The 12,783-nt window shown below is 41.8% G+C and carries 12 protein-coding genes; 5 read left to right on the top strand and 7 right to left on the bottom strand.

The window, feature by feature from the left end; translation table 11 throughout:
• Nucleotides 1–154 precede the first annotated feature (154 nt).
• Complete coding sequence (locus tag C1E24_RS19155) at nucleotides 155–808, top strand: methylamine utilization protein (RefSeq protein ID WP_138484260.1); 654 nt, start codon at nucleotides 155–157, stop codon at nucleotides 806–808.
• The gene (locus C1E24_RS19160; RefSeq protein WP_138484262.1) at nucleotides 801–2,030 is read left to right on the top strand and encodes a hypothetical protein; all 1,230 of its coding nucleotides are present in this window, start codon (nucleotides 801–803) and stop codon (nucleotides 2,028–2,030) included. Before C1E24_RS19155 ends, C1E24_RS19160 begins: the two co-directional genes overlap by 8 nt.
• A 51-nt stretch (nucleotides 2,031–2,081) precedes the next feature.
• Here the strand turns inward: C1E24_RS19160 and C1E24_RS19165 are convergent, their stop codons facing one another.
• Nucleotides 2,082–2,534, bottom strand: coding sequence for a c-type cytochrome (locus C1E24_RS19165; protein ID WP_138484264.1), 453 nt, complete (start codon nucleotides 2,532–2,534; stop codon nucleotides 2,082–2,084).
• 326 nt (nucleotides 2,535–2,860) lie between these two features.
• On the opposite strand from C1E24_RS19165, the gene C1E24_RS19170 reads away from it, so the two are divergent.
• Nucleotides 2,861–7,042 (top strand): S8 family serine peptidase, encoded by a 4,182-nt coding sequence (locus tag C1E24_RS19170; protein ID WP_138484266.1) that lies wholly within the window; start codon nucleotides 2,861–2,863, stop codon nucleotides 7,040–7,042.
• A gap of 242 nt (nucleotides 7,043–7,284) precedes the next feature.
• Here the strand turns inward: C1E24_RS19170 and C1E24_RS19175 are convergent, their stop codons facing one another.
• The gene (locus C1E24_RS19175) at nucleotides 7,285–7,746 is read right to left on the bottom strand and encodes a DUF2721 domain-containing protein (RefSeq protein WP_138484268.1); all 462 of its coding nucleotides are present in this window, start codon (nucleotides 7,744–7,746) and stop codon (nucleotides 7,285–7,287) included.
• A gap of 157 nt (nucleotides 7,747–7,903) precedes the next feature.
• Between C1E24_RS19175 and C1E24_RS19180 the strand changes: the two genes are divergently transcribed.
• A complete protein-coding gene (locus C1E24_RS19180) occupies nucleotides 7,904–8,341 on the top strand; it encodes a YqaA family protein (protein ID WP_138484270.1) in 438 nt (145 codons plus the stop codon).
• 22 nt (nucleotides 8,342–8,363) lie between these two features.
• On the opposite strand, the gene folX is transcribed toward C1E24_RS19180, so the two are convergent.
• Genes folX through folM form a run of 3 tightly spaced genes read right to left on the bottom strand, consistent with a single transcriptional unit; the run spans nucleotide 8,364 to nucleotide 10,010 of the window.
• On the bottom strand, nucleotides 8,364–8,726 hold the full coding sequence (folX, locus tag C1E24_RS19185; RefSeq protein ID WP_130255708.1) for a dihydroneopterin triphosphate 2'-epimerase: 363 nt from the start codon (nucleotides 8,724–8,726) through the stop codon (nucleotides 8,364–8,366).
• Between the two features lie 10 nt (nucleotides 8,727–8,736).
• A complete protein-coding gene (gene folE / locus C1E24_RS19190) occupies nucleotides 8,737–9,291 on the bottom strand; it encodes a GTP cyclohydrolase I FolE (protein ID WP_058028330.1) in 555 nt (184 codons plus the stop codon).
• Between the two features lie 11 nt (nucleotides 9,292–9,302).
• Nucleotides 9,303–10,010 (bottom strand): dihydromonapterin reductase, encoded by a 708-nt coding sequence (folM, locus tag C1E24_RS19195; RefSeq protein ID WP_138484272.1) that lies wholly within the window; start codon nucleotides 10,008–10,010, stop codon nucleotides 9,303–9,305.
• 165 nt (nucleotides 10,011–10,175) lie between these two features.
• On the opposite strand from folM, the gene C1E24_RS19200 reads away from it, so the two are divergent.
• A complete protein-coding gene (locus tag C1E24_RS19200) occupies nucleotides 10,176–11,063 on the top strand; it encodes a sulfite exporter TauE/SafE family protein (protein WP_138484274.1) in 888 nt (295 codons plus the stop codon).
• An 18-nt stretch (nucleotides 11,064–11,081) separates the two neighbouring features.
• Here C1E24_RS19200 and nadE read toward each other — a convergent pair whose 3' ends face one another.
• Nucleotides 11,082–11,918 carry an ammonia-dependent NAD(+) synthetase gene (gene nadE / locus C1E24_RS19205; RefSeq protein ID WP_138484276.1) on the bottom strand — a complete coding sequence of 279 codons (837 nt, stop codon included), beginning with the start codon at nucleotides 11,916–11,918 and terminating at the stop codon, nucleotides 11,082–11,084.
• 87 nt (nucleotides 11,919–12,005) lie between these two features.
• A complete protein-coding gene (locus C1E24_RS19210; protein WP_138484278.1) occupies nucleotides 12,006–12,626 on the bottom strand; it encodes a YceH family protein in 621 nt (206 codons plus the stop codon).
• Between the last annotated feature and the right edge of the window lie 157 nt (nucleotides 12,627–12,783).

A 12,783-nucleotide genomic window follows, 5' to 3' on the forward strand; every position in this document is an offset into this window, starting at 1 on the left:
CAAATAATTACTGATTGGTATTACACCATAATTTGCACTTTTATTGAATAATAAAATTAAGTATCTAGGTCATCTATGTGTATGCTTAACTTTTATGTGCATATTGTCGATTAATACGGCAAGTAACTGGTAATGAATAAAATGGATAATTTAGATGATACGCAACAAATTAAAGTTACTTCTTAGCTTAGCTTTATGCTTTGTAACACACTCTCAGGCATTTGAAGTGATAGTCAAAGACAAAGCCGGCAATCCTTTAGCTAATGCGGTTGTGTGGCTTGAAGGTGATTTATATAAACCTAAAGTAGAGCAAGTTTCTGATATCTTTAGTATGGGGCAAAAAGATAGAGCTTTTTCGCCACACATTTTGGTTGTGCCAACTGGCGCTAAAATTGAATTTCCTAACTTCGACTCTATCTTGCATCATGTTTACTCTTTTTCGAAGCCAAAGCCATTTGAATTAAAATTGTATAAAGAAATGCCTAAATCAGAGATTGTTTTCGAAAATAATGGTGTTGTTGAATTAGGGTGCAATATTCATGACTGGATGCTTGGCTATATATTGGTTGTTGATTCAGGCTATTACGCGCTGACAGATAAGCAAGGTCGAGCAAATATTGCATTATCCCCTCCCCAAATAGGTAAAGCACAACTGCATGTCTGGCATGAGCGTTTTGAAAAACTAGAAGCAAGTGAGCAAGTGGAAGTACAGCTTAGCTCTACTGCTCAAAAAGAAACCTATAAAATAAAGCAATCTCTTATGGAAGCTTTTGATTTTGCAGTGGATGAAAGTGATGGTTATGAATAAAGTTATTTCTGTACTGCTAGGTTTAAGTTTTTCTTCGGTTACTCTTGCAAGCAATATTCAAACAAAGTTTGAGGGTAAGATCGACGCTAGCTATGACTCGGGCTCTGATTCTGTGAGTTGGTTAGATAAGGGCTGGGGTACAACTCGATTAGGTAAATACGATGATAACTTTTCAATATCTCGTGCAGCTTTTACTGGTCGAGTAGACTTTGCAAATAGTTGGTCTTTCTTTGGTGTGACACAATACGTTCCAGACCCAAAAGCCACTTTAGGCTTTACCGAAGCCTATCTTCAGTATCAACCGATTGCTAAGGGGTATCAAGTATCAGCTAGAATAGGTGCTTTTTATCCAAAAATGTCTCTTGAAAACACGGGGTTTGCTTGGTCTTCACCTTATACATATAACTATTCTGCTTTGAATGCTTGGTTAGGTGAAGAAATTAGAGCTATTGGCACAGAATTAACGATAAAGCGTCCGGCAAGAAGGTTTAGAAGCAAGTACGATGTAAGTTTTCATACAGCAATTTTTAAAGGAAATGATCCTGCAGGAACCTTGATTGCTTGGCGAGGTTTACTTCCTCATGACAGACAAACACATCTTAATGAACGAATTGGTTTTTCACCTCTATATTCATTGCAGAAGCCACAGCTTTCAAAACAGTGGCAGTACTCTGATCCGTTTCATGAAATAGATGGTCGCTTTGGTTTTTATGCTGGCGCGCACTTAGCCTATTTGAAAAAACATAGCCTTAGAGTTTACTGGTATGATAATAATGGTGACCCTGCTGCTATAAATGAAGGAATAGGTCAATATGCTTGGGATACCAGCTTCTTATCAGTAGCTTGGAAAAGTAAGCTTTCCAGTCAAACGCATCTTGTAATGCAAGCAATGTCAGGCTCAACGGCAATGGGCCCAGGTAGAGGTGTTGATAATGATTTTCGTAGCTGGTTCGTTTTATTTAGCCATAAATGGACAACGTATCGATTCTCGGCTCGCTTTGAAAAGTCTAAGGTTGTTGATAAGGATCATTGGGTATTTGACCCAAATGCGAGTGACAACCAAGCGCTTACGTTACATATCAATCGCTCTATAAATGATAATTGGAAGCTTGGTGTGGAGTGGTTATATTCAGATAGTTGGTTAAGTTATCGATATAAAAGCGGATTACCGCTAAATGTTACTGATAAAGTTTGGCGTGTTACGCTAAGTTACCAGTTTTAATTGTAAGGGAAGCACGGAATACTTAACTAATTAAGTATTCCGTGCTTTTTATTAGTCTTTAAATGACTTGTGGCAATCCTTACAGCCTTTAGCCCAACTTCTAAATGCAGGGCCGATTTCTTTTTTATCTCCAGATTGAGCTGCCACAGCAAGTGCCTTAGCATATTTTGCAAATTGTTCTGCCTTCTTGTCAAACGTTGCACGGTCAGACCAAATAGCGGGTAAAGCGCCGGTATCGCCTTTTTGTGAATCTGCAGTAAATGCTTCCCATGGCATACTTGAAAGAGCTGCTGCACTGTCAGCTCGGTGTTGAAAGCGTTTTGCATCAAAAGGAACTTTACCTTTTAACATGTCACCCATATCGCCAATTTGATAACGAATAAGCTGAAAGGTTGCTTTGCGATATTCAATCGCGTCTTCTGGTTTTTCAAACATAGATTGTGCATTTGCTTGTGAAGACAATGCACCCACTAAAGCTGTTGCTAAAAGAAGAGTCTTTTTCATAATTTGCCCCAAAAAATTAGAATCCATTCTTTTTACGTAAAACAACATAAAAACGCAAGTCGAACATGATGAGTGGTTAAAGATGTTCAAAAATGCTGAAAAGTGTAATCATATTAACTTTGTGAACGTTTTGTTTACGTTTATTTACCATTTTATGGAGGTGTTTAAGTTTATGAAATATTGAGATTTATTGGTTAGTGTTAGTCTCTTTGCTCTACTTGTTGCCGGTTCACCTATAAATGTTTTGCTTGGATTAATGTATTGTGGTCGCAATGGAAACATTTAAGAAATTGTGTCCACTTACAAAATAAGAATGAAGGGTAGTTATGTCTAATCAATTTATCAAAGCCACAGCTGTTGCATCGGCTGTGTCAGGCGTTTTGTTTGCAGCAAATGCATCAGCAATCGATACAAAAGCACTATTGGAGCATCGTCAAAGCTTGCTTCAAAACGTACAAGAATTTAAAGCTGAGCAACAGCATGAAGTAAATGCTTACATGGTTGTATTGAAAGCAGAAAGTGCGTCTGATTTATTAGAGCAAGGTCGATACTCAGTAGCTGCAGCGCAGCAGGCTGCAATTTCGATTGAAGAAGTGCAAGCGCAAGTTTTATCAACGCTTTCAAGCTTCGACCCAGGTGCAAAAGTGATCGCCAAGACAAAGATCTTAGCTGCGACTTTGATTGTTGATGCGGATGAGGTTGCACTAGAGTCTCTTAAGAATCACCCATTAGTTGAGAAAATTTTACCTGTACTTGATAACGAAATTCAGGTTGCAGATGTTAACAAATATATTTCAGCTGATATTGTTAATACAGAAAAAGGCTTTACAGGTAGTTCACAATCAGTGGCTGTTCTAGATACAGGTATTGATTACACGCACAAAATTTTAGGTGGTGAAGGTACACTTGAAGCTTATAGTGCTGCTGCGGCTGACCAAACTTCGGTAACATGGCCACAGGGCCAAGTTGTTGGCGGTTATGATGCATTACGAGGTGATGCGGACCCGATTGAAAATGACCCTCGCTTTGATAGCACAACAGGCACGCCAAGTGCGACAAATCACGGTACTAATGTAGCGCACTCGGTAACAGGTATTGCGCCAGGTGTTGAGCTTTACGCATACACAGTGTGTGGTGACCGCTCGCAAGGTTGTACAGGTGCAGCGCAAATTTTAGCACTTGAAAAAGCAATGGATCCAAATGGCGACGGTAACATTAATGACCGTGTTGACGTTATTAACATGTCACTAGGTGGTGATTATGGTTCAACGCACACGCAAAGTGGTACGCAATACTTAATTCATAAAGCGGTTAAACTGGGTACTAACTTAGTTATCTCTGCAGGTAACGATGCGGATCATCCATTCATCGTTGGTGGTCCAAGTACAACACCAAATGCCCTTTCAGTTGGCGCAATGACTCACCCGGTTGAGCAGATTGTGACTTCAAAAATTGAAGCGTCGTTAAACGGTAGTGCTGTGGCATTTGGAACAGCATCATTTGGTGAGCAAGGACCACTAAGCTTCACAAGTGAAGGTAAAGAATTTATCTACCCTGACGCAAACCAAGAAGCATGTGTTGAATTTGCTGAAGGTACAGACTTTACTGGTAAAGTTGTACTGGTAGATCGTGGTGGTTGTGGTTTCTCTGATAAAGTACTTAATGCTCAAAAAGCGGGTGCGAGTTTTGTTATTGTTGTAAATAACAAGGCAAATGACGGTGCATTTGGTATGGCTGCATCGCCAGGTGCGGAAGAAGTTACTATCCGTTCTATCATGCTGTCACTTGAAGATGGTCAAGTCGTTAAAGATGCGATTGCAAATGGTCGAGCGTTTGATCTTACTGTTGATATTGAAGAAACAAATATTGCAGGTAATGCAGTAGCTGGTTTCTCATCTCGTGGTCCTTCAATGGATGGCTTATTAAAGCCAGAAATTACAGCCCCAGGTTCTGAAATTGTACTTGCAAAACCAGGTTCAGTTGAAAATGATCCAGCTGCGATTGGCACATCAACAATGAAAAACTCAGGTACTTCATTCTCTGGCCCTATCGTTGCAGGTGCAGTAGCGCTTGTACGTGATGCGCGTCCATACATGAATGCTGAAGAAGTAAAAGCAGTATTAATGAATACCGCCGACCTAAACGTTTATGAAGAAGCGTTAGCGCTAAATGAAGATGCGAAGTTAGCGCCAATCAGCCGCATTGGTGCGGGTTTAGTAGATGTAAATAAAGCAATCGAATCTCCTGTTGCTGCGTGGGTACATCATGCAGACTTTGATACCAACCAAGCTGCACTTTCATTTGGTTTACTATCAGTATCTGAACCATCATCTTACACAAAGACAGTACAAGTGAAGAACTTCTCTTCTGAAGCGAAAACTTACAGCCTTCGCGCTGAAGCTCGCTATGAAGATGACCGTAAAACAGGTGCATTTTCTTGGGACCTTCCTGAGGAAGTGACAGTACCAGCTGGTCAAACAGTTACATTTGATGCAACGCTAAATATTGATCCTGCCAAGCTGAATGAGTGGACGTTGAAGAGTACTTCAATGGCGCGCATGTCTGGAGAAACGGACGCAGAATTTAATGCTCGTCGTTCTGCTGAATACCAACAGCGTCGTGATGCCCTAACAGCAGCTGAATTTGATGGTGCGATCATCTTCAATGACATTGCTTCTAGTGAAGATCATGATTTACACCTAGTATTCCATGCTATGCCTAAAGCGGTTGAAGCACTTGAAATGGGTTATGAATTCATTGAAGGTAAAAAGCAGCTAGTTGTACACAATACAAGCGCAAAGGATATTGAGCTAAATGCAGACAATTTAATTGCATCTCAAGAACCAGATCATTCGCTTACTATGGACATCGTGTCTACGTCGATGAACGTATACGGTGGTATCGCAAGTTGTCCTTCTGGTCGTATGATCACAGCAACAATGCAATTACGTGATTCTGTGCAACACCTAAGACAAGGCGACTTTGGTTTCCATTTTGATACTAACAATGATGGTATTGATGATTGGGTAATTTATAACTGGACAGATGGTAACCGCGATGGTCGCAGCGTTGATGGTAATGTTCGAGGTGTATCTGGCTTTATACGTGAAGATGGTTCAATTGGTTGGGCATACTGGGTAGATGTGCACCATGAGGTTGGCTCTGACTCAATTACTTATTCTGCATGTGATGACTATGTTGGTTTAGGTGATCAAACAGTTGATATTGATGGTACGCCGACAGTTCAAAGCCCTGTAGGTCAAAACATTCGTATTTCAGCAACGGTTGGTCCTGACAACGGTTGGTACTTAGGTGGTCCATTACTAACGACTGATGTTGTAAGTGGCACAGTGACTTATCAATCTGCTCGTGTTTCTATGGAAGACATGGAAGGCGAAGACGTAAATATGATTGTTGCTGGTGGTAAAGTAACGATTGAAAGTGAAGGCGCATTTGTACTAAGTCGTTCTGATTTACAAAAAGCAGTTGCTGTTGTTGATCAAGCTGTGCTTGATGAGCAAAGTAGAATTACACCATTAGCGATTGAATCGATGTCTTATGACATTAGTGAAAATGTTACTGATGGCACTGTGATTGGTCAGCTTTCACTGGTTGAGCAAGAAGGTGTTTTAGAGCTGTCTGAGTACTTTGTACGTAGCCAGTCTAATGAAGGTATTAACATCACTAAAGATGGTGAGATTGTTGTATCGAATGCTGCCCTATTAGATTACGACCAAGGCGTCACTGAAGTTGAACTGAAAGTGGTTGCTATTGATGTTGCTGGTAACGTATCAGAAGAAGCGTCAATTTATATCAGTGTTCAAAATGCGGTGGATACAGTTGCAGAGAAAACCCCAATGATTGCTGCTGATCAAGCATTTGAAGTGAGTGAAAATGTAGCAATTGGCACTATTGTCGGTAAGCTTTCTGTTATGGACCAAGATGACAACCTTGAAAGCTTTGAAGTAACAGGCTCTGATGCATTTGCAATCGACACTGATGGCACAATCACAGTTAAAGGTGAATTTGACTTAAGCCAAGGTGCAGAAGTCATGCTTGAGGTAGTAGCAGTTGATACCGATGGTAATAAGTCTGAAAGCACTAATGTTGCAATTACGATTATTGAAAATGTTGCGACAATCGCTGCGGGACAACAGTTCACAGTACAAGAAAATGTAAGCGTTGGTTATCAAGTGGGTCAGCTACAATTCACCGATAGAGATAATGGTGTAATTGGATTTGAAGTATCAGGTACTACTTTGCTAGAAGTAAATGCGCAAGGTAATATCTTAACTACGTCAGCTCTAGACTATGAATATGATCGTAAGATTACTTTCACAGTAACCGCTGTAGATGCGCACGGTAACCGTTCTGATGCTGAAACAGTTGAAGTTAGAGTAAACAAAGTTGAACCTGTAGATGTATCTACTGGCTCAAGTGGTTCACTAGCTTGGTTAGCACTATTAGCAGCGCCATTTGCAGCACTTCGCCGTCGTAAGCAGAAGTAACGCAAATAGGTTAGCTGGCTGAATCTCAGCTAATAAATAAAAAACCCAGTCTTTAATTTGACTGGGTTTTTTATTGTATTTTATTAACTCGCCAACTCGCCAACTCGCCAACTCGCCAACTCGCCAACTCGTCAACTCGCCAACTCGTCAACTCGCCAACTCGTCAACTCGCCAACTCGCCATAAAGTCTGTGCTACCGAATGTGGTTTCATTCAATGGGTGAGATTATTTTCGTTAACTCATTATTGAATATCTTTAAAAATCATCCCTCTGCGCATACTGCGTGTTGCTAAAAATACTTCGGCAAGCAGCGCTAAAAATGCGCCAATCAATAAAATCATCGCACCGATAAAACAGCTAGAAATAGTGACACTCAGTGGCATAGTGTATAGATGCGAAATAAACATCATCATTACCACGGCGCAGACGAGCAGGGCGCTGAGCACACTCATGCTAAAAGCGATGTGAATACAGCGAGAGCGCTTTAATAATGCGCGCATTTCTTGTGTAAGAGAAGATGCTAGGGAGTCGTCTTGGCTGTTATTCAGTTTTCTATCTAACAGTCTTGCTCTGTCGGTAATCCGTGCTAAACGGTTAGATAAAACACCAAGCGTTGCTGCTATGCCCGTGATTAGGAAAACCGGTGCAACCGCAGTTTGAATAACTTTTGCAATTGTTAGGATGTGAACGGGATCTTGTGACATATAACCTCTTTTTTGGGTACGGTGAGTAGATAATCTGCTATGAAGTATGTCTTGTTCTGAACTTTGAGTAGATGGTTACTCGATTTTCATGCTTACATTAACCGCTATTTGATAGGATAATGCAACGCTATACGTCATGACATGAACGCTTTATTGAATGTGGATTTATCTTAGTCTGTTTGCCTCGGCATTTTTATCAGCCACGCTATTACCCGGTTCGTCTGAAGTGGTGCTTTCAGGGCTGGTGGTCAAACAGCAAGGACTACTCTGGTTACTTTGGTTGTCTGCGACTGTGGGTAATGTATTGGGTAGTTGTGTCAATTATTGGCTGGGCTTAAAGATGATGGCGTTTCAAGATAGGCGCTGGTTCCCGATTAATGCTGAGCAAATTGCAAAAGGGCAACAGGTGTTTGATAAGTATGGCGTGTATAGTTTACTGTTTGCTTGGCTTCCAGTGGTTGGCGATCCACTCACGTTACTGGGTGGCGTTTTTAAAGTTAGGCTTTCACTATTTGTGTTACTGGTGAGTATAGGTAAAGCGTTGCGCTATGGCTTTATTATTGCGGTTGCATTGGGAATAGAGCGGCTGATATAGCCGCACTTAAATTTAATAACTGTTAGCTTTTACGCCAGTCTAAAGTTAAAGAGACTGAGTCTGCAAAGCGTAGCGCATGCGGTTTATCGATACGCACTTTTGCATAAGTTACCGATTCATGTTCGTGACAGATCTCTAAAATATCAGCAACCAGTTTCTCTAGTAATAAAAAGTGACCTGTTTCGACTTGTTTGATCACCGCTTTGGTAATGGTCTTATAGTTAAGCGCATGCTCAACAATATCACCGTTGATACACGCGCTATCAGCGGGGTAATGAATTTCTATATTCAGTACCACATCTTGCTTTTTCTCACGCTCTTCTTGGTTAAAACCAATATAAGTGCGCAGCCTTAAATTGGTGATGTTAATGATCGCGTTTTGCATTCACTGCTCCTTAGTTTTTTACTAGCTGTAAAAACTCATTGCGGGTTTTAGGGTCGTGCCTAAAGTTACCTAGCATCACTGAAGTACGCATTTTTGAGTTTTGTTTTTCAACACCGCGCATCATCATGCACATGTGTTTTGCTTCAACAATGACGCCGACGCCTTTTGCGCCCGTCACTTCTTCAACTGCTTTGGCGATTTGGTGAGTAAGCTGCTCTTGAATTTGAAAGCGTCGTGCGAACATATCAACAATGCGCGCAAACTTAGATAGGCCGAGTACTTTACCATTTGGAATATATGCGATATGGCACTTACCTACAAAAGGAAGCAAGTGGTGCTCACACATTGAATAAAGCTCGATATCTTGAATAAGCACCATGTCATCAGCATCTGAGCTAAACACGGCATTATTGGTTATCTCATCTAGCGTCTCACGATAGCCTTTGGTTAAAAACTCCATCGCTTTGGCGGCGCGTTTTGGCGTGTCTAACAAACCTTCTCGCTCAGGGTTTTCACCTACCGCAGTTAAGATTTCGTGATAACTTTTCTTTAAATCGTCATGCATAATCTATCTCTTTATTTTAAGTGGCGTCCGCCATCAACTGCTAGGGTGCGGCCTGTGATGTAGTTACTGCTTAATAATAGCTCAACGCTATTGATGATCTCACGGCAGCCAGGCTCGATGCCCATCAAGGATTTTTTCAATGTTTTTGCTTTATAAGCGTCATCATCGTGTTCATTAAAAATGATCAAACTCGGCGCGATTGAGTTTACTTTAATACGCGGTGCAAACTTTGCAGAGAAAGACTTAGTTAAGTTATCTAAAGCCGCTTTACTTGCTGCATAGGCAATATGTTTCGGGCTGCCAGTTTCAACCACGTAATCGGTTAAGTGAATGATATCGGTAATGTCGCCAGAGTTTTGTAACAGCGGGCTCAGAGCCATATTCAATAAGTAAGGCACTTTGGCATGAATATGCATCATACGGTCAAAGAGATTGGCATAGTCGTCACAACTGGCTTCACAATCCCAGCTTGATGCATTGTGGAGCACTGCACGAAGGCTGGGAGTAATTGAGGTTACTTGATTAACCAATTCGGTGACTGCATCGGGCTTATCGAAATCGCATTGAATACAAGTAACGCCTCGGGCTTCGAGTTCATCAATACATGCGTGACGGGTGCGATAAGTCATTATTACGGGCTGAGCTTGAGCAACAAAGTGTTCTGTGAGTGCTAAGCCAATTCGCTGTGCGCCGCCGGTAATCAGTATGGGTGCTGTCATGTAAGACCTATCTATGTTGTTAAACTTTTTCTATTTAACCAGTGTATACGCTTTTTTTATTTTTATCGATCAAGCGCTTGCAGGAGCATAGAAGAACGCTCCTAAAAATGTGAACTTAAAATACACAACTTGGGTATAATTGACAGCGTTGTCTACGGGGGTCGGATGTTAGCAAGAGTTACGCAAAAGTCAGTTTGGCCGTTTTGGTTTACTGCCGGAGTTTATGCCACCTTGTTATTGTTACAAGGCGCAAAGCCTGCGCTCATGCAGGTTTATCAAGAACTTGAGATTGCCTTAACTATGGCGTTAGGGTCTTTCGTAGCAGGTGGCACAGCCTTGGGAGGTGGTGCGGTGGCATTTCCGATCATGACTAAGGTACTGGATATTGAACCGGCCACAGCCAAAGTGTTTTCTTTGGCGATACAAAGCTTTGGCATGACCGCGGCGAGTTTAACCATTATATGTCGGGGTATTCCTTATTACCGCAATGTGGTGCTGCTTGCCCTGCCAATGGCATCATTGGGTGTGATTTTAAGTTTATTGTATGTTGCCCCTGTTGTGCCTAGGTTGTGGGTTAAGTCGGTATTTAGTGTGTTGTTGCTATGCTTTGCCGTGACCATGCTGGTTAGGTGGTGGCGCAAAGCCCACCATGAACAGAGTATTGATGACATTCACCCGCATCCACAGCGGTTAATGCTGGTGGCCTTTATCGGCGGACTTGCTAGTGGCTTGGTGGGCTCAGGGGCTGATATCGCTTTATTTGCGCTGTTATTGCTATGCTATAAAGCCGATGTGAAAAAAGCGACGGCGACATCGGTGTTAGTGATGGCGTTTACCTCAGTGATCGGCAGTCTTATCAATGTGGTTTATTTACAGCAGATCACGCCAGAAATTCATAGCTACTTACTTGCTGCTATTCCTGTGGTGGTAATTGGCGCGCCACTTGGAGCATATGTATGTGCAAAAGTAAAAGTGGGTTATGTGGTGATGTTTTTGCTGAGTTTAATTGTGCTCGAGGCGGGTATGACAGGTTATGAGCTAGTTAGCTCATAACCCAGTTCTCTTTATTGTTTATACTTCGTCGTAAACCGTAGGAATAGGTTGGCGCTTATGTTGCGTGCGTAGGTAAATCGCAATCAGCTTGTCAGCCACTTCAGCGTCTACGTCTTTACCTTCCAAGAAGTCATCAATTTGCTCGTAGCTCAAACCTAACGCATCTTCGTCTTTTAGACCTGGCTTATCACATTCAAGATCGGCTGTCGGTGCTTTTTCAACTAAAGCAGCTGGTGCGCCAAGCTTGCTGGCTAATGCGCGAACTTGGCGTTTAGATAGACCAAACAAAGGCGCAAGGTCACAGGCACCGTCACCAAACTTTGTATAGAAGCCTGTGATGTTTTCAGCGCTGTGATCAGTACCAACCACTAAACCTTGCGTAAGACCGGCAAGCTCATATTGCGCAACCATACGCTGACGAGCTTTTACATTACCTTTTACAAAGTCCACATGGCTGTCATTAGGTAAAGTGGTATCGCTATCAGACATGGCCAGTAGGGCTTGAGCATGCAGTGCATCTGCCGCATCTTTAATATTCACAGTTAGACGTTTGCTTGGCTTGATAAACTCAAGAGCTAATTGCGCTTCGTCTTCATCCGCTTGCACGCCATAAGGTAAGCGCATCGCAATAAACTGATACTCAGTGGTGTTTAACTCATTATTCAGCTCATCAACGGCAAGCTGACATAAACGACCACAGGTTGATGAATCTACGCCACCACTAATACCTAACACCAGTGACTTACAATGTGCACTGACAAGACGTTGTTTGATGAAGTTAACGCGACGGGTGATTTCAAAGTCGACGTCGATATTAGGCTGAACGCGCATTTCGGCTAAAATGGCTTGGCGCATGATGATTCCTCTGTGAGTTCTGGTTTATTGAGTGCAAGCTCTATTATGTTGTGATATTTGCTGAATTTAAAGCGCTATTTATTACATTTAAAGTCCTAAATGCTGTTTTATCTTGGCTAATTCTTGCTTAAGTTGCTGCACTTCTTCTAATAAGCTATTAAGGTCTGACTCAACCAATGGCTCAGCCCCTGCACTTACAAGTTCAGCTTCTGTGCTCGATATAAACAGGTGTTGATAACGGCTTTCGCGTTTGCCCGGTTGTCTTGGTAGTTGCTGAACAAGACTTTGCTGTTGGAGATCTTGTAATACTTGTTCAACTTCACTGACCTGAGCAAAGTTCGCTAGGCGATTGGTACGACTGCGAAGCTCGCCAGGAGTCTGTGGGCCTCGTAATAGCAATACACACACAACCGCGAGCTGTTGTTCGTTAAACTGTAAATCGCCGAATTCGGTATTGCAGAAACGATGGCGGTATTTATCGACTCGACCCGAAACAGCTTCATCTCGAACCACTATTCTTTTAGCAATTAAACCATCAACAGCATCTAAGACTTCTGCTTCGCTTAATTCTAAAACCGGCTCACGATTCGATTTTTGATTGCAACCCGTCGTCAGAGAATTTAAAGATAGAGGATATTGGTCTGGGGTGGTGATTTCTTTTTCTAGCAACACACCAATAATACGTTGTTCAATTTGATTTAATTCCATCGCCAAGCTCCTTAATTAGGCTATTTCTCAAATGTACGTTAAGGCGAATTAATATACCAGTAATACCAAGCCTCAATAATACTTAATCATTTTTGAGGTACTAAAACTGACGCTAGCTTCGTTAAAAATTTCTTATTTAGAACAACTAAATAGCAAA

The organism is Pseudoalteromonas phenolica, from assembly GCF_005876835.1.
Classification (GTDB): Bacteria; Pseudomonadota; Gammaproteobacteria; order Enterobacterales; family Alteromonadaceae; genus Pseudoalteromonas; species Pseudoalteromonas phenolica_B.